The sequence below is a fragment of the Halobacteriovorax sp. YZS-3-1 genome, from assembly GCF_047084945.1.
Taxonomy (GTDB): domain Bacteria; phylum Bdellovibrionota; class Bacteriovoracia; order Bacteriovoracales; family Bacteriovoracaceae; genus Halobacteriovorax_A; species Halobacteriovorax_A vibrionivorans.
This window is the reverse complement of sequence record NZ_JBKIYI010000001.1, coordinates 1,982,220-2,006,277: the sequence shown is the minus strand read 5'-3', so window position 1 is coordinate 2,006,277 and position 24,058 is coordinate 1,982,220. Positions and strand designations below refer to the sequence as shown.

At 35.8% G+C, this 24,058-nt stretch carries 26 protein-coding genes and 1 tRNA gene; 16 read left to right on the top strand and 11 right to left on the bottom strand.

Translation table 11 applies throughout. The features are described from left to right. Position 1 precedes the first annotated feature (1 nt). The 4 genes from ACMAZI_RS09570 to ACMAZI_RS09555 are packed head-to-tail and all read left to right on the top strand — an operon-like array spanning position 2 to position 3,170. Positions 2-742: an SDR family oxidoreductase gene (locus ACMAZI_RS09570; RefSeq protein WP_120404683.1), complete on the top strand. Its 741-nt coding sequence runs from the start codon at positions 2-4 to the stop codon at positions 740-742. Then, complete coding sequence (gene fabZ, locus ACMAZI_RS09565; protein ID WP_412473285.1) at positions 742-1,158, top strand: 3-hydroxyacyl-ACP dehydratase FabZ; 417 nt, start codon at positions 742-744, stop codon at positions 1,156-1,158. Before ACMAZI_RS09570 ends, fabZ begins: the two co-directional genes overlap by 1 nt. After that, complete coding sequence (locus ACMAZI_RS09560; RefSeq protein ID WP_412473286.1) at positions 1,159-1,941, top strand: enoyl-ACP reductase; 783 nt, start codon at positions 1,159-1,161, stop codon at positions 1,939-1,941. 41 nt (positions 1,942-1,982) lie between these two features. Next, the gene (locus ACMAZI_RS09555) at positions 1,983-3,170 is read left to right on the top strand and encodes a hypothetical protein (protein ID WP_115363832.1); all 1,188 of its coding nucleotides are present in this window, start codon (positions 1,983-1,985) and stop codon (positions 3,168-3,170) included. On the opposite strand, the gene ACMAZI_RS09550 is transcribed toward ACMAZI_RS09555, so the two are convergent. Further along, entirely contained in the window at positions 3,163-3,597 is a 435-nt protein-coding gene (locus ACMAZI_RS09550) for a hypothetical protein (protein ID WP_133296993.1), read from the bottom strand. The genes ACMAZI_RS09555 and ACMAZI_RS09550 overlap by 8 nt on opposite strands. Before the next feature lie 23 nt (positions 3,598-3,620). Between ACMAZI_RS09550 and ACMAZI_RS09545 the strand changes: the two genes are divergently transcribed. The 3 genes from ACMAZI_RS09545 to ACMAZI_RS09535 are packed head-to-tail and all read left to right on the top strand — an operon-like array spanning position 3,621 to position 8,293. Then, on the top strand, positions 3,621-5,318 hold the full coding sequence (locus ACMAZI_RS09545; RefSeq protein ID WP_412473287.1) for an ABC transporter ATP-binding protein: 1,698 nt from the start codon (positions 3,621-3,623) through the stop codon (positions 5,316-5,318). After that, positions 5,311-7,104: an ABC transporter ATP-binding protein gene (locus ACMAZI_RS09540; RefSeq protein ID WP_412473288.1), complete on the top strand. Its 1,794-nt coding sequence runs from the start codon at positions 5,311-5,313 to the stop codon at positions 7,102-7,104. Before ACMAZI_RS09545 ends, ACMAZI_RS09540 begins: the two co-directional genes overlap by 8 nt. 22 nt (positions 7,105-7,126) lie before the next feature. Further along, positions 7,127-8,293 (top strand): NnrS family protein, encoded by a 1,167-nt coding sequence (locus tag ACMAZI_RS09535; RefSeq protein ID WP_412473289.1) that lies wholly within the window; start codon positions 7,127-7,129, stop codon positions 8,291-8,293. Here the strand turns inward: ACMAZI_RS09535 and ACMAZI_RS09530 are convergent. Both ACMAZI_RS09530 and ACMAZI_RS09525 read right to left on the bottom strand, forming a co-directional pair. Beyond that, positions 8,290-9,339, bottom strand: a complete 1,050-nt coding sequence (locus tag ACMAZI_RS09530) for a Ppx/GppA phosphatase family protein (protein WP_158536926.1) — start codon at positions 9,337-9,339, stop codon at positions 8,290-8,292. The two genes, ACMAZI_RS09535 and ACMAZI_RS09530, sit on opposite strands and share 4 nt — an antisense overlap. Further along, positions 9,326-10,498 (bottom strand): DNA cytosine methyltransferase, encoded by a 1,173-nt coding sequence (locus ACMAZI_RS09525; RefSeq protein ID WP_412473290.1) that lies wholly within the window; start codon positions 10,496-10,498, stop codon positions 9,326-9,328. The genes ACMAZI_RS09530 and ACMAZI_RS09525 overlap by 14 nt, the downstream gene beginning before the upstream one ends. A gap of 164 nt (positions 10,499-10,662) precedes the next feature. On the opposite strand from ACMAZI_RS09525, the gene ACMAZI_RS09520 reads away from it, so the two are divergent. From ACMAZI_RS09520 to ACMAZI_RS09500, 5 genes are all read left to right on the top strand, one after another. Further along, a complete protein-coding gene (locus ACMAZI_RS09520) occupies positions 10,663-12,024 on the top strand; it encodes a hypothetical protein (protein WP_115363818.1) in 1,362 nt (453 codons plus the stop codon). Further along, positions 12,024-13,157: a M28 family peptidase gene (locus ACMAZI_RS09515; protein WP_334678662.1), complete on the top strand. Its 1,134-nt coding sequence runs from the start codon at positions 12,024-12,026 to the stop codon at positions 13,155-13,157. The genes ACMAZI_RS09520 and ACMAZI_RS09515 overlap by 1 nt, the downstream gene beginning before the upstream one ends. A 25-nt stretch (positions 13,158-13,182) precedes the next feature. After that, positions 13,183-14,316 carry a tRNA 2-thiouridine(34) synthase MnmA gene (gene mnmA / locus ACMAZI_RS09510; protein WP_133296992.1) on the top strand — a complete coding sequence of 378 codons (1,134 nt, stop codon included), beginning with the start codon at positions 13,183-13,185 and terminating at the stop codon, positions 14,314-14,316. A 497-nt stretch (positions 14,317-14,813) separates the two neighbouring features. Beyond that, on the top strand, positions 14,814-15,158 hold the full coding sequence (locus ACMAZI_RS09505) for a hypothetical protein (protein ID WP_115363812.1): 345 nt from the start codon (positions 14,814-14,816) through the stop codon (positions 15,156-15,158). A gap of 118 nt (positions 15,159-15,276) precedes the next feature. Continuing rightward, positions 15,277-15,738, top strand: a complete 462-nt coding sequence (locus tag ACMAZI_RS09500) for an ASCH domain-containing protein (protein WP_334678659.1) — start codon at positions 15,277-15,279, stop codon at positions 15,736-15,738. Positions 15,739-15,770: 32 nt separating this feature from the next. Here ACMAZI_RS09500 and ACMAZI_RS09495 read toward each other — a convergent pair whose 3' ends face one another. Together ACMAZI_RS09495 and ACMAZI_RS09490 are read right to left on the bottom strand one after the other, a co-directional pair. Further along, the gene (locus tag ACMAZI_RS09495) at positions 15,771-16,472 is read right to left on the bottom strand and encodes a hypothetical protein (RefSeq protein WP_412473291.1); all 702 of its coding nucleotides are present in this window, start codon (positions 16,470-16,472) and stop codon (positions 15,771-15,773) included. A gap of 358 nt (positions 16,473-16,830) precedes the next feature. Further along, positions 16,831-16,915, bottom strand: a tRNA-Leu gene (locus ACMAZI_RS09490). Between the two features lie 112 nt (positions 16,916-17,027). On the opposite strand from ACMAZI_RS09490, the gene ACMAZI_RS09485 reads away from it, so the two are divergent. Further along, positions 17,028-17,690 (top strand): hypothetical protein, encoded by a 663-nt coding sequence (locus ACMAZI_RS09485; RefSeq protein WP_133296991.1) that lies wholly within the window; start codon positions 17,028-17,030, stop codon positions 17,688-17,690. Here the strand turns inward: ACMAZI_RS09485 and ACMAZI_RS09480 are convergent. The 6 genes from ACMAZI_RS09480 to ACMAZI_RS09455 form a co-directional block, all read right to left on the bottom strand. After that, positions 17,687-18,220, bottom strand: coding sequence for a zinc-dependent peptidase (locus ACMAZI_RS09480; protein WP_334678656.1), 534 nt, complete (start codon positions 18,218-18,220; stop codon positions 17,687-17,689). The genes ACMAZI_RS09485 and ACMAZI_RS09480 overlap by 4 nt on opposite strands. Positions 18,221-18,273: 53 nt before the next feature. Continuing rightward, positions 18,274-18,915 carry an NAD(P)H-dependent oxidoreductase gene (locus ACMAZI_RS09475; protein ID WP_412473292.1) on the bottom strand — a complete coding sequence of 214 codons (642 nt, stop codon included), beginning with the start codon at positions 18,913-18,915 and terminating at the stop codon, positions 18,274-18,276. Next, positions 18,908-19,345, bottom strand: a complete 438-nt coding sequence (locus ACMAZI_RS09470) for a MarR family winged helix-turn-helix transcriptional regulator (protein WP_120404696.1) — start codon at positions 19,343-19,345, stop codon at positions 18,908-18,910. The genes ACMAZI_RS09475 and ACMAZI_RS09470 overlap by 8 nt, the downstream gene beginning before the upstream one ends. Next, positions 19,345-19,821: a glutathione peroxidase gene (locus tag ACMAZI_RS09465; protein ID WP_115363798.1), complete on the bottom strand. Its 477-nt coding sequence runs from the start codon at positions 19,819-19,821 to the stop codon at positions 19,345-19,347. The genes ACMAZI_RS09470 and ACMAZI_RS09465 overlap by 1 nt, the downstream gene beginning before the upstream one ends. A 71-nt stretch (positions 19,822-19,892) precedes the next feature. After that, complete coding sequence (locus ACMAZI_RS09460) at positions 19,893-20,216, bottom strand: hypothetical protein (protein ID WP_115363796.1); 324 nt, start codon at positions 20,214-20,216, stop codon at positions 19,893-19,895. Positions 20,217-20,249: 33 nt separating this feature from the next. After that, entirely contained in the window at positions 20,250-20,465 is a 216-nt protein-coding gene (locus tag ACMAZI_RS09455) for a hypothetical protein (protein WP_115363794.1), read from the bottom strand. A gap of 188 nt (positions 20,466-20,653) precedes the next feature. Here ACMAZI_RS09455 and ACMAZI_RS09450 point away from each other — a divergent pair, with 188 nt between their 5' ends. Genes ACMAZI_RS09450 through ACMAZI_RS09440 form a run of 3 tightly spaced genes read left to right on the top strand, consistent with a single transcriptional unit; the run spans position 20,654 to position 23,971 of the window. Next, positions 20,654-21,577 carry an alpha/beta hydrolase fold domain-containing protein gene (locus tag ACMAZI_RS09450; RefSeq protein ID WP_412473293.1) on the top strand — a complete coding sequence of 308 codons (924 nt, stop codon included), beginning with the start codon at positions 20,654-20,656 and terminating at the stop codon, positions 21,575-21,577. Beyond that, the gene (locus ACMAZI_RS09445) at positions 21,574-23,145 is read left to right on the top strand and encodes an alkaline phosphatase (protein WP_412473294.1); all 1,572 of its coding nucleotides are present in this window, start codon (positions 21,574-21,576) and stop codon (positions 23,143-23,145) included. Before ACMAZI_RS09450 ends, ACMAZI_RS09445 begins: the two co-directional genes overlap by 4 nt. A 4-nt stretch (positions 23,146-23,149) precedes the next feature. Next, positions 23,150-23,971 (top strand): heme-dependent oxidative N-demethylase subunit alpha family protein, encoded by an 822-nt coding sequence (locus ACMAZI_RS09440; protein WP_115363788.1) that lies wholly within the window; start codon positions 23,150-23,152, stop codon positions 23,969-23,971. The last annotated feature ends 87 nt before the right edge of the window (positions 23,972-24,058 follow it).

The following is a 24,058-nucleotide window of genomic DNA, read 5'->3' as shown; positions in this document are numbered from 1 at the left end:
TATGTTTGATTTTAAAGATCAAGTTGCAATTGTTACAGGTGGAACGCGCGGAATTGGACGCGGGATTACGGAATCTTTTTTAAAAAGCGGTGCTCGTGTTGTTGCTACCTATGCTGGAAACCACGATGCTGCCAATGCTTTTAAGGCAGAACTAGGTGAGTTAGGTGAAAACCTCTATCTGGAAGCCTTTGATGTTTCAGATGCTAGTGCTGTTGAAGAGTTTTGGAATCGTATGAATGAGCAATTCGAACAAATCCATATTCTTGTTAATAACTCTGGAATAAGAAAGGATAATCTTTCACCTATTATGCCAGATGAGGATTGGGCAAGAGTTCTTGATATCAATCTAACGGGAACTTTCCTAATGACTAAAAGAGCAGTTAATCATTTCCTATCAAAAAGATATGGAAGAATTATTAACATGAGCTCTGTTGGTGGAAGCCTAGGACTTCCTGGACAAGCAAATTATGCTGCTTCAAAAGCTGGCCAAGTTGCCATGAGTAAGTCGATTTCTAAAGAAGTTGGTAAGCGTGGAATTACAATTAATAACGTTTGCCCAGGTTTTATTGAAACTGAATTAATTGCTGATCTTCCAGCTGAACAAGTGAAAGAATATAAGAAACAAGTTCCTTTAAAGAGATTTGGTAAGGTTGAAGAAGTTGCTCACGCTGTGCAATTTCTAGCATCAAAAGAAGCCGCCTATATCACAGGTGCATCACTTGAAGTAACAGGTGGCCTATAATGAGTATTGATGTAAAAGAACTTATCCCACAAAGGGAGCCATTCTTATTTGTTGATAAGATCATTGAGCGCCAAGAAGATGAAGTTGATAAGATAATTACAAGCTATCAAGTAACTGGTGAAGAGGACTTCTTTAAAGGTCACTTCCCAGGAAATCCTGTTATGCCTGGTGTTCTTCTTCAAGAAGCAATCTTTCAAAGTGGTGCATGCTTAATGGCATCAGGAAGTGAAAGTGGTCTTGGAGTTGTTGCGAAAGTCTCAAATGCTAAGTTTAAGAATATGGTTCGTCCAGGAGATGAGCTTATTATGGAAGTTGAGCTTCTAGATCAACTTGCTAATGGTTATTTCTTTAAAGGAAGAACTAAAGTAAATGGTAAGACCGTTCTTGCTATTGAATTTACATGTGCAAAGGTTTAAATGAGTTTTTTAAATTTTGAAAATAAATTATTTCTAATAACTGGTGTTGCTAATAAGAAGTCTGTTGCATACTTTAGTGCAAAGACAATCATTGAAAATGGTGGAAATTGTGTCTTTACTGTTCAAAGTGAAGAGCATCAAGCAAAGCTAAAGAAGCTCTTTCCAGATTCTAAAAGCTATATCGTTGATGTGACAAAAGAAGAGCAAATTAAAGAATTAGCAATTAATCTAAAAAATGATGAAGTTAAACTCGATGGTATGCTTCATTCAATTGCCTTTGCAAATCTTGCAAACCCTAGGCCTTTTCATGAAACATCTTGGGAAGACTTTGCTCAGGCGACACAGATCTCTTCATTTTCACTTGTACAATTATCAAATGAATTGGCAGCGCTATTTGAACAGGAAGCTTCTGTTGTAACGATTTCAATCTCGGATACGAAGGCCACTTCATATGGTTATATGGGGCCAATTAAGTCGATGCTTGAAACAACGTGCTCATATCTTGCAAAGAGCTTTAGTGAGTTTTCACAAGTTCGCTTTAATAGTGTTTGCTCAGGGCCTTTAAAAACATCGGCTTCAGCGGGAATACCTGGCTATATTGATAATTATATCTTTGCTGAAAAACTTACCATGAGAAAGCAAGCCTTAAAAACTCAAGAAGTTGCCAATACAGTTGCCTTCTTACTTTCAAATGCTTCAAGTGGTATCAATGCCACTGGTGTTCTTGTTGATTGTGGAATGAAGTCGAATCACTTTGACCAAGAAGTGGTTTCAGGAAAATAGTTCTAATATATATTTAATTCTATAGGGGTTATAATTAAGTTATGAAAAACTTTTTTATGGCCCTTTTTACTTTTTGTATAATCCCTACAACCTACGCTAACGATGCTGTGAAGTCATATTGCAAGAGCGTCTCTTTTTCTAAAGATGACTCCATCTACAATGAAATAGCAAAGTTTAAGGCCGATATGGCAAATGCTAAAGAAGTTGCCGCGGTAGCAGATGAAGCGCTAAGTAATCTCATTGCTAAAAAAAGTCCAGTTGTGACAAGTTGGATTAAACGCCGAAAGCTTGATGTTAATGATCCTGTTAATGTCGCAAGACAATGGCGTCTTTACTATGTTGATAATATCGTCCTATCTTCTGGGACATTTAGTGAAAGGCCAAAGGTTATTCAAAAACTTGTGGATTCTGAAATGAGTGAAGTCTTTTCTAATCTATATACAAAAGAGAAGAAATCATTGCTTAAGAAGTCATTTGACATAGCAAAACGTGATGCCATAAATGTTTTAAAACTTCTCATAGGTAAAGATGAAGCTTTTAAAGAAATCAAAGAGCGCATCGAGAAGATTAGCATATTTACCCCTGAAAAAGTTATCGGTACAAAGGTTGAAAAGGCCCCTCGTGACTTTCTTGAGTGGGGTTTTGCTTATGATCCAAATTCAAACCAAATTAATGTTGGTTTAGATGGACTAAATTTTGCTTATCCTAAGTATCAGGCAAGCCTTGTTAGTCTTATGGCCCATGAGATAGCGCACTCATTTGATAGCTGTCGCTTTTCAGGTTTTTATAAGAATAAGAATCCATTTACTAGTATACAAAGTTGCTTAAGGAATACTTCGAGTGTTGGTGCTAAAAAACGTGATGACTCGCAATTGGCCTTTCTTGTGCAAAATAATATTATTAAGAAGGAAGTTGCCCAGAATCTCTTAGCTAATCCAACTTGTAATCGTTCACTATACCCACTTCCAGGAAAACAACGTGATCAATTAGATGAGATCTTTGCTGATTGGTTTAGTGCTGAGGTTGTTGCCTTAAGTGGAATAGATTTAAAAAACCTTAGAAGTGAACTTTGTTTAGAAAAAGATCTAAGTAAGGGCTCATCATATATTTCAAACGAAAAACGTTTAGCAGGAATTTACTTAACTCAACCAACTATCGCCAAGAAAACATCTGGCTTCTTAGGTCTTCTTGGAGGAAAAGATACAGGTTTTAAGTATTGTTCTAATTAGCCGGCTTTTGCAGATACTTTTCAAAAACTTGAATGCGGTTGAGAATCTTATTTGATAAATCTAGTAATGATTGATCGATATTTTGTTGGAGATTTCTAAAGTCTGCCTGCATTTTCTTTGTATCTTCATTATGCTTTAGTTCTAGTTTATTTAGTCGATCTTCTATAATGGCAATTCCATCTAAATTTGTTTCTTTTTTCTTTAATTGCTCAATTTCTTTCTTCAGTGACTCAATCTCTTTTTTCATCTTATCATCCATGCCGGTTTTAAGGTCAGAGATTTCTGAGCGAATTTTCTTCACATATTCCTCTAATGCAGTAATGCGAAAAATCTTTGCATTTCCTGGCCCAGAGTCAAATTCTTCAAGCTCAGCAAAAGCAATTTGATTGATAGAAAATATTAAAAATAAAACAATAGTAAACCTCATATTAAAATCATATAATCTTTGCAATGAGTACGCATTATAAAATTTGGCTGAATTACCTTAATCGAAAAAAATCAATCTATCTCCTAGGTGTTATCTCAATAATTGTCTGCAACATTTGTCAGGTATTTTATTCAAGGGCCATGGGCGACGTTGTAGACTTCTTAACACATAAGACTATGCCTGCCTGGACGATTGATTCATTTATTTATGGTAACGACCTGAAACATAAATTCTTCTTCATCTTTAGCGCAGTGGCACTGTCACGCATCATGCTATATTTTGGCCGTGTAGGGTGGCGTATCTTTTTAGGTCGACAAACTCATCATGCTGGTGGTTTTTTAAAAGATGATATTTGGCAAAATGCACAATACTTTTCAATGGATACTCTTGTAAATAAATACCCGAAAGGAATTTTAATGAGTGCTGCAAATAGCGATGTTGGACAAGCTCGCTTTGTTTTTGGCTTCACAATTGTTGGTATTGCAGATGTTTTATTCCTAGGCCTATTTACAATCATTTCACTATTTCTCATTAATGTGAAAATTACAATTATCTCATTCTTAGCATTGTTAATTGTTCCAATTTTTGTTCGCTATATTTCTTCAATGGAAATGAAGCGATATGATGTTGCTCAAGACTATCTTTCATACTTTAACGATGAAACTTCTAAGGCAATTTCCACTGTAAGATTACAGAAATTAGGAAATACGGCATCTTTTTGGTTTAAGAGATTATATGCTGGTGCTCAAAAGTATCGAAAAATGAGACTACTCGCAAATCATACTTCAATGCTTTATATTCCGTCATCTGGCTCAGCCTCTATGGCCACTTATATAATTCTTTTCACTTACGGTATAACTCTTTTAATGGATGGAACGATTACTGTTGGTGAGTTTGTTGCCATACAAGGATTAGTTTATCTCTTACAAGATCCACTTGCTGAACTTGGTTATATTATTTCAGATTGGAGAAAGTCATTCACTTCTCTAAAAAGACTTGCTGAAATTTATACTCATTTAAAAGAAGATTACCTACTTGCTGAAAAAGAAGGTGAGGAGATTTCTGGTGAAGAGGTCTTTTCGATAAAGAATCTAAATTTTAGCTATGAGGAAAATACACCTATTCTTACTGATATCAATCTCGAAGTTAGAAAAGGGATGCGTATTGGGATTATTGGCCAGATTGGTACTGGTAAAACAACTCTCTTAAATATTCTAAGTGGATTAGAAAGAGACTTTAGTGGGCAAGTGTATTTCTTTGGAAAACCTTTTAAAGAATATAGTCATAAGTTTCTTAGGTCTCATATAACAATGGTTCACCAAAAATCATTTCTCTTTGCTGATTCTATTAGAAATAATATTTTGATGGATCAGGATTTATCAGATGAGATTCTTTGGGAAGTTCTCGAAGTTGCAGGACTTAAAAATGACGTTGAAAACTTTGATGATGGGCTTGATACTCAATTAGGAGAGTGGGGAGTCAATTTGTCAGGTGGACAAAAACAGCGTCTTACTCTAGCAAGAGGTCTTGTACGTAAGCCTGAGATTCTCCTTCTCGACGATTGTTTATCGGCCGTTGATACCGTTACTGAAGAGAAGATTTTATCAAATATTGATAAGTTCCTACCGAATTCCACATTAGTTTGGGTTGCCCATCGTGAGTCGACTTTAAAATATTGTGAAAAAGTGATTAATCTTGATCGTGAGGTGAGTGATGAGTAAGGCGAAACAATTTCTTGCACAAGATGATCAGGAAGAATCAAATTATAAGAAACAAGGTCATTCGGCCTTTAAGACTTCTGTATTTCTTTTTAAGTATGCAAAAGGTCATCGTATACAAATTGCATTTGCTATAACTCTTCTGACTTCATTTACTGTATTGTCGATGGTTTCAGGTCATGCCATGGGTGTTCTTGTCGGTGAGGGGCTTGCAAAAGAAAATTGGAAATTAGCTAAAGAATGGGCCATATATATTCTGGCCTTAGAATTTATCAGTATCCTTTTACAATTTAGTGGAAGAAGATATCTAATCACTCAAACTAGTCTTGTTATTTTAAAGATTAGAGAGAGATTATTTGAAAAGCTATCTCACTTACCCCTTAAGTTTTTTGATTCTTGGCCACAAGGGCGAATCGTAACTCGTATGACTCACGATGTAGAAGGGATTGAAAAATTCTTTACTAGCTCATTAGGGCGTATCGTTACTTCTGTTCTTATGATTGTCTCTTCTGCTACGGCGATGCTTTTAACTGACTTTAAGCTTGGTGTATATGTAATTATAGGGATGTTGCCAGCGATGGCCTTTCTTCTATTAACAAGAAATAAAACAGGAGCACTAAATCGCTCTATTAGTAAGCACTCATCACATATCAATTCAAAACTTTCTGAATATATTGATGGGATTCACGTTATTCGATCTTTTGGTGTTGAAGATTGGTCTTATGCAAATTTTAAATCAGCAGTTGATGATCAACAAACAGTCCAGCTTGGTGCCAATTCTTTCTATGCTTTTACTATGCCAATGCTTTCGTTTCTTTGCGGGCTTCCACTGTTAATCTTAGTTTGGTTAGGGGGGAGTGCAGTCGTTGATGGAACACTAACGCTTGCATTATTTGTGGCCTTCTTGCGTTATTGTGAAAGATTCTTTTGGCCTGTTCTGTCTTTGTTTAGGGAAGTTGCCAATATTATTACAGCATTCACTAGTACAAATCGTGTCGCTAATTTTATTGAAGTCCAAACAGAAAAAGAAGTCTTTGATCAACGAGATGAGAGGCGACATAAAGTTATTGGAGAGATTGAATTCTCTCACGTCACTATGGGATATAATGATATTTCCAATGCTCTAAATGATGTATCATTTAAAGTCACAAAGGGTGAAAAAATTGGAATTGTCGGTCCAACAGGTTCTGGTAAAACCACTGCTGTGGCAGTTTTATCTCGTCTGTATGACTATCAAAAAGGTGATGTTCTAATTGATGGGCAAAACCTAAAAGAGCTTGATATCGATAATTATCGCGATCAAATCGGAATTGTTTCTCAAGATGTGATTATCTTTGATGGAAGTCTTCGTGAAAACCTCTCAGTTAATCCTGATCTTACAGATAAGGATATTTTATCAATATGTGATAAGACTGGAATGAGTAAGGTTATGAGCTATTCAAATTTAACTCTTGATAGTGTCATTAAAGATGGAGGCTCAAACTTATCGGCAGGTGAGAAACAGGTTATTTCGCTTACTCGAGTTTGCCTGCAAAACCCTAGCATTCTTATCCTTGATGAAGCAACAGCACACGTGGACCCATACTTTGAAAAGATTCTTCATGATGGAATTCATAACGTAATGGATGGGAAAACTTCTTTTTTCATTGCTCACAGGCTTGATACAATTAAAGAATGTGATCGAATCTTAGTATTTAAAGATGGAAAACTTGTGGAATTTGATACACCAGAAAATTTAATCTCTGCTCGAGGTATTTTCTATGATCTTTCTCAGGCTTCTCTGCATTGATTTAAGATGATAATATGAACTTATGAAAAATACTCTTCCAGTATTTAATATAAGTTTTAGGCCATTTTTTCTTTTAGCGGCCATTATTGCTATTATTAATGTAACATTTTGGGTTAGTGCTTTTGTTAAGGGAACTGATCTTGGTCTAGTTAACTTTGATCCATTATTCTGGCATGGCCATGAAATGTTATTTGGATTCACTTCTGCACTTATTATTGGCTTTCTTTTTACAGCAAGCTCACATTGGACGCAAACAACTCCATATCGTGGATGTTTTTTAATCTTTCTTGTCGCCTTATGGTTGATGGAGAGATTTTCTTATTTCCTAAATATTAGTCATAATTGGTCTATTATATTGCTCAATATCTTTTATCCTGCTTCAATTATTCTTCTTTTCTTAAAACTAAGAAAGAATAAGCAAGTCTATATTTTTATTCCTCTACTTAGCACCTTATGGATACTATCTATTCTTCACACCTATGGATATATGAGTGATAGCTTAAGTCTCCAAAATATTTCAAAGAACTCTTCTAGTGCCATTATTCGATTGTTAATTTTATTAATTCTTGGTCGGGTCATTCCATTTTTTACAAAGTCTCGTTTTAAAGATTTAGATTTGAAAATTAATGTTCCAAAATTCGTACAACGTTTTTCTATCTTAACATTAATTATATTAGCATTGCCTCTTTCTCTCTTTTTAAGTCCTTCGGCGATAATTATTGTCTATCTAATTTGTATTATATTTAATACTTTACGAGTTCTATACTGGAAGCCTCTTATCGGTATGAAAGAGCCAATGATTGCAATCTTATATACTGGCTCATTTGCACTTGTTTTCGGACTAGTTATGGAGCTAATTGGATTCTTTAATGGCTCCATTGGATTCTCTCAAGCACCACTGCATATGCTATTGGCCTTCGGTTTAGGTAGTGTTGCTATTGGAATGATGACTCGTGTTTCTCTTGGTCATACAGGGCGAATTATTAAGGCAGATAAGTATATAATTATCTCTTTTGTCTTCGTTATAATTGGGGCATTGATACGAGTATTTGTGCCGATTATATGGAATGAGTTTTATGAGACTTCACTGCATTATGCTAGTGGGTTTTGGACATTAGGCTTTATCATTTATCTTATAAAGTTTTTCTGGCCACTTGTAACAAAGCGACCAGACGGTAAGTTTGGTTAATTCCAAAAGTCTTTATTAATGAGAAGTCCGTGGGCCATATTGATCTTTAGTGGCCTAACTTGATCGACTTTTAGTGTTTGCATGAAGCCAAGAACAAGTGCGAGATTCGTCACATCTGTTACAGCGTATTTACTGTCGATTTCTTTATCACTGAGCTTTGATCTTTCAAGTAGTTTTGATAGGAGAGTCGATTGGTTATAAATTCGATTCGTCTTTTTAAATTGTCCACCAATACTATAGTAATGAACACCACCAACACCAATGACTTGATATCCTTTTAAATTACCAAAACGACTAAATTCTTGTTTTGAAATAAATCGTGCTAGATCCATTGAGCGAAGTGCTCTTTCCTCTGTTAGTGGATTAGGTGTTTTCGTACCATCTGGATATAACTCTTTTAAAACAAGATTTTTAAATGGAACAGAAGCGACTTTTAAAAGGGCAACCTTTGTACTTCCATCTGCAAGTGGCTTTGTTATTTGCATGCTTCCGCCACCAATATCCCAAACAGCAACTGGAGACTTCTTAGAAAGTTTCATTGTTTTAGTTTTTGATAAGGCCGCATAATATGCAAAACGAGCTTCATCTTTTTGAGAGATAATTGTAAGAGGTATGCCACTGTTATCGGTAATTATCTCAGCTGCTTCTTCACCATTATCGGCCGTTCGAAATGCAGATGTTGCTACTGCCTTGATGTCACTTGCACCCTGATGATCGGCCATGTATTTAAACTCTTCAAAAACTGCACTTAGTTTTTGAATCATTGAAGGAGTGATTTCATTTTCTTTTGATGCTTGTAGGGCCTCTTTAAGAGGAACTGCTCTTTGTGCTTCAAAAAGAATTCCTTCAACAAGTCCTTTACAAGTATTAACGAGACCTACCACAAGTTTTGTGGAACCTGAGCCTAGATCAATTGCAGCTCTCTTAGTATGACATTTAGAGCTCTCGGCAATGTCATGATATTTTTCACTACTTCTTTGAAAGCTTCCACAGGATACGATGACAAGAAGTAGAGTACTAAATAGGATGTTCTTAGCGGTAAACAAATGCTCCTCCTCGAACATCATTAATGATACTTTTAACTTTTGTCTTCTTATTTACTTTACCGTCATGCTTGGCCTTTAGGTGGGCCTTATGCATTTTCTTAATGGCAGTACCAATGGCCTTACCCATAAGAGGTGGAACAGCATTTCCAATTTGTCTCCACTGAGCAGAGATTGGGCCACTAAAAACAAAGTGATTAGGGAAGCTTTGAATTTTTGCAGCTTCTCTTTGTGTTAGGTAGCGGTGTTCAGTTGGATGATAGTAGCTATGACGATGAGTCATTATCGTTGGAGAAACACTTTTTGAATCAAGTCTTTGATACTTCGTTTGTCTAAAGCGACCTTCGCGCATATTCTTCCAATCAACTCCCAGTTTCGTTGCTGGTGTTAAATATGCTTTCTCATCTTTTTCATAACGAATTCCTTTTCCTTCAGGAATTCTCTTAATTCTTTTTAAATCTAATTTTGATTTTATTTTTGCACTGTCTAGATCATGATTATGAATTTCACCATTTTTATCGGTAAGGTCACTTAAGGCCTCTCCTACTGTAACTGGTGGACGATATGTTTTTGCAACAACTGTGTCATGTGTAATTTTTGGAAACTCAACCTTTTCATTAATTCGAGATCCTATGAAAATTGTACGACGACGCTTTTCTGGGACTCCGTAATGCTGAGAGCTTAGAACTTTTACGTCGAGATTATAACCGAGACGATTAAATCTTCTAAAGATTGCCTGTAAAGTCATCTCGTTTTTCTTTGCCAGAAGACCAGTTACGTTTTCAATAACAATAAATTCTGGTTTGGCCAACTTCACAATTCTTACGAATTCTAAAAAAAGTTTATTACGAATATCATCAGGGTTTCCTGGGCCAACAGTTGAAAAACCTTGGCAAGGAGGGCCACCAACAACTAGGTTTACATCAGTATCACCTAGAATTTCTTTAATTCTCTTGTTTGTAAGTTTTGATATATCACCACAATATGGATAGGCCTTCTTGTGATTTAGGGCAAATGTATCCATTGCGTGTTTATTGAAGTCAATTCCAAGTACACATTCGAGTCCGGCCATTTCTAGTCCGCAGCTAAAGCCACCGGCACCTGAGAAAATATCAATAAACTTAAGCTTTTTATTCTTCCTTGATTTGTTATTAGTGCTCATAACTACTTTTTTAATTCCTTGTGTGTTGTTGTATCCCTTAGAGAAATATTATCCGTTTTTGCGCTGAGTTATGTCAATGAAATATATGAGCTTTTTGGTTTGGAATGATGCCTTGAAAATACATCCACACTACATAAATTTTCAAAATCACATATAATATAAGTATGCAAAAATCCAAACGTGAAAGAGTTATCATCGGTATGGATGGTGGAATCGATTCTGCTGTCACGGCCTTATTATTAAAGAAACAAGGATACGATTGTATCGGTGTTAATATCTCATTCTTTGAGCGTGTGACGCAGGAAGATGAAGACTTCGTTACTAATTTTAAAACGAAACTTACTCCCGAAGGGCGCATTCCTGATGAACTAGCTGATGATGAAGAAATGAAAGAAGGACTTCGTCGTTTTGAAAAGATTAAATGGGTCAGAAGAATTAATCATATTTTTAAGGATTGGTTTTGTGCACCTCAAGAGCAGATAAAGGATATTTGTCGCTTAATTGGGATTCCTTTCTATGTAACAAATGCTAGTTCTGAATTTGAAGATCGAGTCATCTCATTGATGTTAAAATCACGATTTGCTGGGATTTGGCAAAATCCAAGTCTCGATCGCGCGACATTGATTTTTGATATTCTAAATTCAAAGCTTGAGGCCCTAAAAGCAACTAAGATTGCTACTGGCCATTACTGCAAGGTAATTGCAAATCATGGGCAATTTGGACTTGTGCGACCAAATGATCCAAATGAAAATGATTGCCATCTCTTAAGTAATCTATCTCAAGAGAGTCTTTCAAGATTACTTCTGCCTATTGCTGATCTTAATACTTCAGAAGTAGATCGAATTGGAGCACTGGTAAGTGCTAATTCGTTTACTCGCGAAAAACTTAAGGCCAAGAAAAAAGCTCGTGCACAGACATACCAGTCAGATGAGCTATGTGATTTATATCCTCGTTACGTGGCCCCTAAGTTTATTAGGGAAAGTAATATCTATGATCATTCAAATGATAATGTTGTTGGCGCACACGATGCTCACTTCAGATATCATCTCGGCCAGACTCATTATAAAACAAAAGAGGGAAATCCCCGAGTTCCCGACTCACAAATTGTCGTTATCAGTATGTCTAGAGGACATATTTTTATTGCTAAGAATAAAGAATTAGAGTTTGAAAGAATAATCTGTCATCATTTTGAAAATTTCAATGTTGTCGATACAGCAAAGCCTTTAGAATGTTATGGAAGTCTCCTATCAAATGGAAATACATTCAAAGGGACTTTATATCTTTTAAACAATGGAAATATCTTCTTTGATTTAGAAGATAAAAAGAATGGCATTGTATTTAGAGGAGATACGATTATGTTCTTCTTAAAAGATGCTCCTTCTGCAAAGGCCATCGGCCATGCCAAAGTTTATCAAAGCGGTCATTTTGTTGATGGCCAATTCTATATGTTACCACTTTCAAAAAGAGAAAAAGAAGAGCTTGAGGAAACTCAGGCACTACCAAAGAAAAGAGAAATAGGGTTTTAATGAAGTATTTTATTTTATCGATTATTTTTATCATTACATCAAATAGTTATTCACAAAGCTATAAGCTTAATAAGTCAAAACGCTCACCAGAGCGTGCAAGAAAGCTATATTATTCTGTATCTAAATTTAAAGAAGATTATATCGAAAACATTCTTACAAGCTTTGTTAAGCAAACAAGACCTAATCGCTACGTGGGAACTGAGGGAAATAAAAAAGCACAGAAGTTTATTCTAGACTACATTAATAAGAATGTTCGTAAAAAGAATACTAGCGTTAAGAGTATAAAATTTGTTCCAGATATCGAATATGCCAAGAAGATGTATCAGAGTGATCTTGATGCAACAAAGGGGAAGTTAACAAAATCTCAGCTTGTAAAGTGGGAGAGGTTTACTAAAGAACGTGAGGCCCATCTTGATAAATTAAAATCAACAAATGGCCATAATATTGTATGGGAGAAGAAGGGCATAAAAAAGCCTAATGAAGTCATTGTCGTGGGTGCTCACTTCGATACCGCTGCATATAATAAGAAGAAATTAGAAATGATTGAGGGGGGTGTACAGCCTGGAGCTGACAATAATGCTTCTGGTGTTGTGGCCGCTCTTGCTCTTATTGATATTCTATCTGAATTAGAACTAGAGAAAACAGTAAGGGTAGTCTTCTTTGATTTTGGAGAACTTGGATTTCTTGGCTCGTACGATTATGCAAAGAATCTTACCTTAGAAAAAGGAATAAGAGTTTATTCATATGTTGAATTATTAATGCTTGGATACGATACAAAAACTCTTGATAAGGAAGAGAAGCTTGGCAATATGAAACTCTATTATTCTACACCTTCTTCAAGTCTACATAATCTTGAAAAGTCTATCGCACAAAGTTTTTATGCCGCCTCTTCTGAGGGAACTTTTCGTGTAACCTTTCAAACTCATTCAAAGAATTTCCTTAATGGTGATAATGTCTCATTTCAAAAAATGGAGATCCCAAGTGTTGTCTACACTCAAAATTGGGAGAGTGATTTCAATGGAAACCGCATCCATTCGAGGGCCGATCATGTCTCCTCAATAAATATAAAGACTTTACATCACTCAACTACCAATATTGCCATGGCCATTGCTTCATGGGCACTAGACCTCTAGGCGCTAAATGTGCTAAAAGAGGCACATGACAAGTATCGGAAATGGAAAAACAGTAATCGTTGGTATGTCTGGAGGCGTTGACTCTTCAGTGTGTGCAGCTTTGCTTAAAGAGCAAGGCTACAACGTTATTGGCATGTTCATGAAAAACTGGGAAGAGCAGGACGAAAATGGGAATTGTAAGGCATCTCTAGAATTTGAAGATGTTATCAAGGTTTGTGAAAAATTAGATATTCCATATTACTCAGTCGATTTTGTAAAAGAGTATCGTGATAATGTATTCGCAAATTTTCTCGAAGAATATGAACAAGGTTACACTCCTAATCCAGATATCCTTTGTAATCGTGAAATTAAATTTAAGGTCTTCTTCAATAAAGCAATGGAGCTAGGTGCAGACTATCTTGCAACTGGCCACTACTGTCAAACGAAGAAAATTGACGGCCAATCACGCTTAATTAAGGGCCTAGATAATAATAAGGATCAGACTTATTTTCTTTATACTATCAAGTCAGATGTTCTTGATAAGGTTCTCTTTCCTGTTGGAAATATTGAAAAGCCACAGGTTCGTGAAATTGCTAAGAAATATGACCTCATAACTCATGATAAGAAGGATTCAACAGGGATCTGCTTCATTGGTGAGCGTAACTTCAAGAACTTCCTTTCAAATTATATTCAAATCAAAGAAGGTGACTTCGAGCTTCTTGATGGAACGAAAGTTGGGCGCCACTCTGGATCAGCATTTTACACAATTGGACAAAGAAAGGGATTAGGCCTTGGTGGACCTGGTGAGCCTTGGTTTGTCGTTGGTAAAGACACTCAAAGAAATGTTGTATTAGTTGAGCGTGGTGAAAAGCACGGTGCTTTATATGCTGATTACTTAACTGCAACAGAGCTTTCTTGGGTTGATAAAGACTTCGCTCCAAGCGTTGGCCAAAGAGTTAAGGCCAAGATTCGCTACCGTCAAAAAGATCAAGCCTGTACAATCACTGAGGTCGCTGATGATTTTGTAAAAGTTGAGTTCGATGAGCCTCAACGCGCAATTGCTCAGAGACAGTCGATTGTTTTCTATACTCAAATGGATGGGGAAGAGGTCTGTCTTGGCGGTGGAATGATTAAAGAAGCTGGCCCAAGTTACTTTGAGCAAAATAAAGAATTACCATAGTTTAGGGTCATTCAAATTATCTAACTTTCCTTTTTTTCCACGATTTTTAAAATGGTCTTTTTGTTCATAGAATTGGCAGTCGTTACCGCTTTCTTGTTTTACGAGTATTGAAGGCATAGTAGTGGATTTCATGTCGAATTTTCGGCATCCACGAGGGGCGTATTTGTCCCAAGTACTATAGTAATGTTTGCATTGCATACAATTGACTCTTTTCACTCTTTAATTTTACCATGCTCCTTATTTAGGTAAAATTAGAGGAAGTTCTTTCGCCCTAGAGATTGATCACTATTTTAACTAAATAAAAAACGCTTAAGTATTTGGAATTATTCATTTATAATTGTCTATCTAAAGCACTATTGACCAAAAAGTTGACGTTCATTTTTAACAACCTACCAATATTACATGGGGCATCCCAAAATATCTTGGCCTGAGTTATGCTTTATATATAGTGACTTATTAATAAGCACTATGCTTAATTTACCGAGGATTATAAATTAATGAAACTTACAGATTCAAATTCAACACCTAATAATGACGTCTTAGTGATGTTTCCTGCTTCTAAGCATTTTCCAATTGGCGATGATGTGAAGCAAGAGCAGAGTGCTTCAAAAGAAGTGAAGCCACTTTCTGAACTCGTTAATGAATTTGAAGCTGAGGTAGCAAAGGTAAAAGAAGAGAGACGTCCAGTTATGGCCATTCCATCTAAGGAAAGTATCAAGGCCATTAGATCAACACGTTCATGCCAAACAGCAATGGAAATCCGTCTTGCTGCTCTTGAAGAAATTGAAAAACGCCTAAAATTCTATCTTGAAGATATGGGTACATCCAAGCGTAGTATTTAGAATTAAATATACGATCGAACTTGAATGTATGCTTAAATAAAAGAAGGTGCCCTAGAGCACCTTTTTCTTTTTATATAATGATAAAGAATTGAATAAGGATTTAGAAAGGAATTTAAAGATGAGCAGCTTAACTCCAGAGGAATTTTGGGACTTATATGAAGAAACACTCGATGAGAAGTTAGATCATCCCCATATTGAGATATCAATTGCAGGTAATGCTGAAATTGCAGATGAGCTTCTTGCTTTGTATTTATCAGGTAAGAAAAGTGCCGGAAGTGGTCTTGTTAAGGACTATGAGCTAGCAGGAGATCCTTTACCTGAAGTTGATAATTTCTGGATAATACTAGATTCTAAGAACAATCCTCGCTGTATTGTTAAGACTATTGCTGTTGAAATTAATAAGTTTAGTGATATATCTAAGAAGATAGCTGAGGCCGAAGGAGAAGGGGATCTGTCAGTGGAGCACTGGAAAAAGGCCCATCGTGACTTCTTTACACCATATTTAAATGATTGGGGTATTGTTGATTTAGACGATGAAGATGTTGTTACAGAATTTTATGAGGTTGTATTTCAGAAATAAAAAAGGCCCTTAACTAAGGGCCTTCATGCTTTTTATATTTTGTTATTCCAATAATCTTGCGCCCAAGTTTTCAAGTTCTTCTTTGGAACTTCTGTATTTCTTCTTGCACCTTTGATCTCAACTTTTGTTTCTTTGTTTCCAAAGTCGATACCGCCAGTCTTTGTTAGACAACGATTTCCACCGCTGTTATCTGAGTGTATTTCTTCCTTACAAGATAGTGTGATGCTTTTAACATCTTTAAGGTTTTTTGCTGTTAGTGAGATTCCACCTCTTGAAAAGCTTCTTGTACCTTCAATTTTCACATGATCAGCTTTCTTGGTCATGTCTTCAAATAGGCCATCAATTTGATCATTGTGAGTCTTATCTAACTTGATGATGACAGGTCTTCCAGTAGCATATGTCGTATAATATAAACGATATGAATCACCGTGCTTAGAAAACGTTAGGTCACTATATGCTGTTACATCTGTTCCAAAGCGCTTCATCTTATCTTTGTTATGAGCACCGATATATGTTTCACTATGCTCCTTAAAACGAGCAATAAATAGCCCATATTCACTATGAATATCTTGTACGAATTCTGTTAGAGCGTCTGAGCGTGAGTCATTATAGAAGTGATGTGCTGAGCCTTTGATAACTTTATCTTTAGTTGAAAAGAAGTCTGTAATTCCGGCAGTTGCTGTTGTTGACGAAACTAAGAGCAATGCTAATGAGGTCATTTTAATCTTATTCATCTCTAATCTCCCTAAGTTTTATTTGTTTGTTTGATTAACAATTTAACATTGGTTGTCGATAATTTATGTTTTATTGAAGTGATTACAGGGCCGTATAATATCGGAACAGATTTTAATTATTTCGGTCAGTTGTCGGGTGTTTGGTAGGTATTTAGTGGGGAGTTTGCAGGTCGTTTGCAGGTACGCGATGGACTTGGCCGACTTTCGGTTAGTTTGCAGGTACGCGATGGACTTGGCCGACTCTCGGCTCCTGCCTTCGTCGGCATACACGCCATCCTGGCGATAAACCAGCACGCCTACGGCTTGCTTTTAATTAAAAAGCTCTATACTTCGAAAATAATTATGGGATTTGAATGAATGGTGCCTAGAACTGGACTTGAACCAGCAAGCCTTGCGGCACACGGCCCTCAACCGTGCGTGTTTACCAATTTCACCACCTAGGCACATTGAAATCACTTGATTTGCCAAGATATATTAATCATTTATGAATTAGATGGCAATGGTAAATTTATATAGTCTCTTGTCGTGTGCGTCGTGTCGAGATACGTTATGCAAATGATAAAGTATATTCTCCTCATTATCTTATCGTTCAGTATAGCTGCCTCTGAGTATACAAGGCCAAGTGATTATGCAGAGTTTACTGTTGTGATTGACGCGTCTATTGATGATGTATGGGCATATAATTCAAAAAATGAGAATGCAAGAAAGTGGTCAACCTACTTTTACAAGATAGTCAGCTGCCCAATTAGTGAATGCCCTTGGAATGCCAATCTTAAACAAAGTGATATCGGTTTTACTAGGAGATGTTTTAGACGTGCAGATGAAAAAGGGACTTTCTGGGACGAAACAACGACCAAAATAGAAAAGAATAAGGATCAGTATTATAAGCAAATCAGGGCCTATAACTTCAACGAATTCATGGATATTTTCAACTATAACGAAAAGGGAGAGTTTCTTGTGGAGCAAATCTATAAGAAGCTTGGCGAAAATAAGACTTCTCTGACATTTAGGTCTGGCTATATAGAGCGCGATGAATTAGAGAAAGAAACATCAAGTTTCAATTACTTTATGTGGAAGCAGATATTTCGTTTTATTACAAAAAGAAGTGTGACAAATACTTTTAAGTGGAATCTTCAAAATATAAAGGCCCATATTGAACAAGGAAGCAATTACAAACAAGTCCATCCATATAGCGATGATGATTCAGACTTCTATTAAACTTCCACTTGATAAAACTTAAGTAGCTTATCGTAAACTGCTGGATGATCAGTTTGTAGCTTGTTTGGAGATTCAAAAAATAGCTCAGAATAGTAGGAGAAATTTCCTCGCAATTCTTTTAAGGCCATCTTTCCAAAGTCGATTTCGAATTGTTTCTCGTTTTGAGAGAGCCATTCTTGAAAGCTCCACATTGAATTTATCTCTTTAATATTTGGATAGTAATTAGTTTTTCTTTTAAAGATTGGTAGGCATGCATAATATGAAGTTTTTAAACATTCATTTTCACTTAGCTCTGTTGACCATTTTTTTTCACTATAGAAAATAAGAATAGAGTCTAGGAGTCTTTCTTGTTCCTGTTGTGATAATTGAGAAAATAACTTCGTTTCATCTCTTAAGAATTCTTTCCAGGCAGGCTTTTTTTCAGATAACTTCTTTAATGCCAAATTACGAGCAAGTTTTTGTGAATAATGCTTATAGAAGAAATAACCAAATAATAGAGCAAAGAAAATAATAAATGGAATAAAAATCATAAATGGAGTTTAACTTATAATTGAAAAAGGCGACCAAAGGTCGCCTTTTTCAATTAGATAACTTTGAATACTTCATCAAAACTAAATCGAACCTTTTCAAGGTCTTTGTACTTATCTTCATCAGAGCGGTAACCAAGGGCCACTGTACCTAGAGTTTTGTACTTAGTTCCTTCTAGACCTAAAATTTTATCATATTCTTCAGGTACGATTCCTTCAATTGCACAAGTATCAATGCCTTGTATCGCAGCTGTCATAGGTAGTTGTCCCATTGCGATATAAGTCTGTCTCTGTGCCCATTCTGAAATAGTTTTTGATCGTGGCCCGTCAATAAGTGCCGCTTTCATTACATCGTAGTAACCTTGTAGTCCTTCGCGCTCAACTTTTCTTTGATCAGCAATTGATTGAACAAATTTTTCAATATACTCTTCATTAAGTTCTGTCATATATGCAAGAACTACATAATGAGAAGCATCTGTAACTTGAGCTTGTCCCCAAGAATATTCTCTTAGTTTCTCACGTGTTTCTTTGTCATTAACAAGTATGAACTTCCATGGTTGTAGACCGAACGAGCTCGCAGCGAGTCTCAAGGATTCATTTAATACGTGTAAATCTTCGTCTGATATCTTCTTGTCTTTATCAAAGACCTTTGTAGCGTATCGCCAATTAAGTGCTTTTAAAATTTCTTCATTATTCATGTGTGCTCCATAGGTTATATACTTTATCTGCTTCGGCTTTTAGCTTTTGTATTTCATTAATATCTATTTCTTTTGAACAAAGTAGCTTTTGAGGTATTGATTTTGCCTTTTTCTTTAACTTCTTTCCCTGTGTCGTTGTTGTTATATAGACAATTCTCTCGTCATCCTCACATCTTTTCTTCTCAACAAGTTTCTTTTCAATAAGTCTTTTTACAAGAGGGGAGAGTGTTCCAGTATCAAGTGATAACTTATCTCCCAGCTCTGACATATTAACTCTTTCATCTTCCCAAAGAACAAGCATGACAAGATATTGAGGATAAGTAAGATTTATCTCTTCAAGATAAGGCCTGTACTGACTTGTTATCAATTTACTTAAGCGATATAGGCTAAAGCAAACTTGATTATCAATGTAGAGAATTTCATCACTCATTATTTAAAACTCTTTTTTATATCATTTTCAATGCTCTCAGGTTTATCAATAGGAGCATATCTTTTTACTGGATTGCCTTCGCTGTCGATAAGAAATTTTGTAAAATTCCATTTGATCTTCTTGCTACCTAGAAGGCCTGGAAGTTCTGATTTTAAATATTGGAATAGTGGATGAGTATTTTCACCATTGACCTCAACTTTTTCAAAAAGTGGAAATGATGTTTTAAAAGTTAAATCACAAAAAGACTGAATGTCTTCAGAATTACCAGGTTCTTGCTTTCCAAATTGATTACAAGGAAATGCTAAGACTTCTAATTTGTCTTTGTATTTATCATAGATCTTTTGAAGACCTTCATATTGAGGAGTAAAACCACACTTACTTGCAGTGTTTACAATAAGTAAACTCTTTCCTTTAAATTCACTTAAAGAGCGCTCATTCCCTTTGATATCGATTGCTTTGTAATCATAAATACTCATAATGGTCTCCTTAGTTTATATCCTAAGGAGACATTATCATGGATTTAAGTTGTGCACAATCTAATTTTGCACTACTTATATTTTCTATCATATAAGTACTCTTTATCGTGATACTCCATATTTCTTTCTATCTTCTGTTCTTTTTCATCATATGAAGCAGGGGTACGCTTTGAGTCTTCCTGAGGCATGCTTTTTTGGTCTGCATAATCCTTTTCTTTAGACATATTCTTATTTTCTTCAGAAAATGTGACATCTTCTACTGCACCACTATCTTGACTTACAACAGCACCTTGAACACGACTAACGCCAGCTATGATCAGAAGAATAATAATTGCACCAATACCAGCATAGATAATGGCCTTAGGGTTGAATGTATTTTTCTGTTTAATGCTCATAGTCTCCAGTTCCTAGTTTTTGTTACTAAAAAATTATTCATATATTAAGTAATGCTTCTCCGTTAAACTCACTTCTTTTCCACTTATACTTGCAGGATCGCGATCACTTGTTTTCTTTTTGTCTACTTTTGATTTTTGTGATTTCGATTGTTTATCTTTCATTTCTTTCTTTTCTTGTTCACCTTGTGCACCATATGCAGGGTTTGAAGTAAGTATAAAGATAAAAGTTGCAGCTAAAATTCGTTTCATATTTATCACCTCTGTTGAATCTGTTTAGGTTAATTATTGCGGTGTAATAACAGATTATTATGAAATTTCTGTTGAAATAAATTCATACTGTTTTAGTCGGAAAATATGAGCTGAAGTATCTTTAATTATCAGGCGTTTATTTATATACTTAGCAGGCTTTACTATTATGAACTTAATAAGATTTAACTATGAATGAAACAATACGTGACTTTCTAACAACAAAGAGACTTGCATCTATGCAAGCTTTCTTTGATGCTGGAATAAAGCGATTTTCAAAAATTACTCTCGAAGAATTACGTCGCGCTATGGCCATTGTAGAAAAAGAGAACACTCAATATGTAGAAGACGAGTTTTCTTTTGATGATCGACGCATACTTGTATGGACAAAAGATAAGAATAAAATCGAACAAGAGTGTATTTTACACTTTCATTCTGGTGGATATGTAACAGGTGATGAGTTAACTGGGGCCCAATTTTGTCAGGCCCTCTATAATGAATCTGGAAGAACAATCCTGTGTCCTGATTATCCTCTTTGTCCAGAAGTGACGATCCCAGAGATTGTGGATTGGTCCTTGAAGCTACTATTAGACTTAAAAAAACGCGGAGTTAAAAGGTTTATCTTAACTGGAACTTCTGCCGGTGCAAATCTCGTTACACTTTGTGCTCTTGAAAATGCAAAACGTAGCGATCAATTAGATATTAAAGAGATTCATCTTATTACCGGTCATTATCAAAGTGATTTTGACTCGGACTCTGCACATCGCTTTGAAAGTGGTGAGGAGTCAGGCCTATCGAAATCAATGCTTTTAAAGTTACTTGATTATGCAATTTCTGATCGCGATATTCATCTTCAAGATCCTGATATTTTCCCTCTCTACTCAGATGATTTATCTCTACTTCCAAGGACAAATATCTATGTCGCAAAGTATGATGTTCTCTATGACGATAGTATTATGTTTTATGAGAAACTTATGCGTGAAGGTGTACAAGTAAGCTTTAAGGAATTTTCATCAGGTTTCCATGCTTGGACAAATTACGTGTTAGAATGTGATGAACTACTCAATTACGCAAAAAATAATATATTCAACGAAATATTAAAGGATAATAAATGATTAATAGGTCTATATCTTCTACTTTCTTTTTAAGTGCACTTTTATTGCTTTCTAGTTGTATGAATAGCTCATCAAATAAAGGGCCAAAAAATCTTATTTTAATGATAGGTGATGGAATGGGGCCAGGTCAGATCTCATTATTAAATTACTACTTAAAATATAATTCAAATCCGAAGATGAAGAATGTTCGTTATGCCTTTGCAAATATGAACACTAATCAATTAGGTGTTTCTGCAACTCAGCCGTATGGGAGCATTGTTGTAGACTCTGCTTGTTCTGCTACACAATTAGCAACTGGTACACCTTCAAGGTCTGAAATGATTGGATTGGATAAAGAAGGAGAGATTGCAAAAACTATTTTAGAAAAGGCACAAAAGAAAGGACTCAAAACTGGACTGGTATCAGATACAAGACTTACTCATGCGACACCGGCCTCTTTTGCTGCTCATGTTGCAAATCGATGGTCTGAAGATAGAATTGCTCAAAGTATGATTGAAGTTGCTCCTGATCTTATGTTTTCTGGTGGGGCCAACCGCTTTGTACCTAAGGGAACGAAGAGTGCAATAGAAGGTCATTTCACACTTAAGTCTAAACGAAAAGATGATCGCAATCTATTACAAGAGGCAAAAGATAAAGACTTTCAAGTAATTCATAAAAGAAGTGAGCTTACTAATATCGATCCAACTAAGAAAGTCTTAGGTCTTTTCACGAATCACAATATGCCAGAAGCTTTATGGTTTCGTGATAAAAAAGAAGATGAGTCACGTGAGATTCCAACTCTTCTTGAGATGTCAAAGAGTGCTGTTGAAACTCTTTCTAAAAATGATGATGGCTTCTTTCTTATGATTGAAGGTGGCCAAATTGATTGGGCCGGTCACCAAAATGATGCTGGAAGTATGCTCCATGAGATGCTTTCATTTAATGAAACTGTTAATTGGATCAGTGATTGGGTTAGTAAGAACCCTGATACACTTTTAGTTATTACAGCGGATCATGAAACAGGTGGATTTGGATTTGGTTATAATATTGGAAAAATAGAGGATGAGATTGAATTGTCTGGTTCAGTTTTTAAAGACCGTAAGTTTAAAACATCTATCAACTATGGCCCATATCGAGTCTTAGATCTTCTATATTCTCAAAAGACAAATTTAATTAAGCTTTGGGATGACTTCTTAGATTTAGAAAAGTCACAGCAAACTTCTTCAACGCTATGTGATCTTATTGAAGAGACAACTTCAGTTCGTTTAAGTGTTAGTAAGTGTAGCGAAATCTTAGCTAAGGCAATTGAAGAAAAACGCAGGAGAAAGAATTTAAAATTATACAAAGGTGAGGTGCCTAAGTTTAGAGGATATCATGATCATTATTATTATGATCTTAAAAATATCAGAACATCACTAATTGCTAAGGCCATCGCAAGTGAGCAGAATGTTGTTTGGGCAACAAGTGGGCACACTGCTGCACCAGTACATGTTTATACAAAAGGGCATGTTGATTGGGCCAAAGAGTTTTCTGGCCAGTTAACTCATCCTCAAATTGGTGATCGTTTACAAAAAGTATTAGGGCTATAAAGTAATGTATGCGCCAGTAAAACCACTCGAATTTAAAGAGGAGCTATTTCCTTTAAGAAAAGGTAAGTATGAAGTCTCTCCTGGCCTTTCTCCACTTGATAGCGATGTCTTTTTAAAAGACCAAAACTTTAATGATTATATTGAGCAAAAAAGTATTTGTTTTAATGAGAATAAAGATAAGTATCTTTGCTTAGATGAAGAATTTTTAAGTAACGAAAGTGTTTATCAAAACTTTTTAAATCAATGCGCAAGTAAAGACTATTCTTCTATTGCGCAGATGACACTTAATACACAGGAAGACTTCGCTCTTATGAAAGGTGAGAAGGCCATTGCTATTTCTCTATGCTTTCCAAATCACTGGGACCCTAGAGAGAAGATCTCTCAAGACTTCAATCATATCCACATACCTGTTGCAGACTTTGGCCAAATTGCTAAGAATGCAACAAGGCTTTCCCGCTCGCTAATCGAGCGAGGGCCATTTAAGAGGTTTGCATGGGGACTCTCAACTGATACGAGACTAAACCATCATCCTGAATCTCCTAAGGGTGTTTCTGATGAGTTATGGTATGGCCGAAGCTTTAAAAATGACGGCAATCACAAGCTCTATATGAGAATTGAACGCCAGCATATGGTAGGTCTAGCAGAAGAGAATATTTGCTTATTTACAATTCGAACATACTTTCTTGATGTTGCGCAGATTCCTGCAAGAGAACTTAAACTCTTAAAAGAGGCCATTGTCTCAATGACTGACGATACTCTCTCTTACAAGGGAATTAAGAAGAACCTTGATGATGTCATTTCTTATATTGATGAATTGATAGGTTAGGGCCGCCTCAAATAATTGCACCAGTCTTTATTTAGTCGACACATAAGACTCTGATTTTTGGATATTTTTATACTGCTGTTATGATTG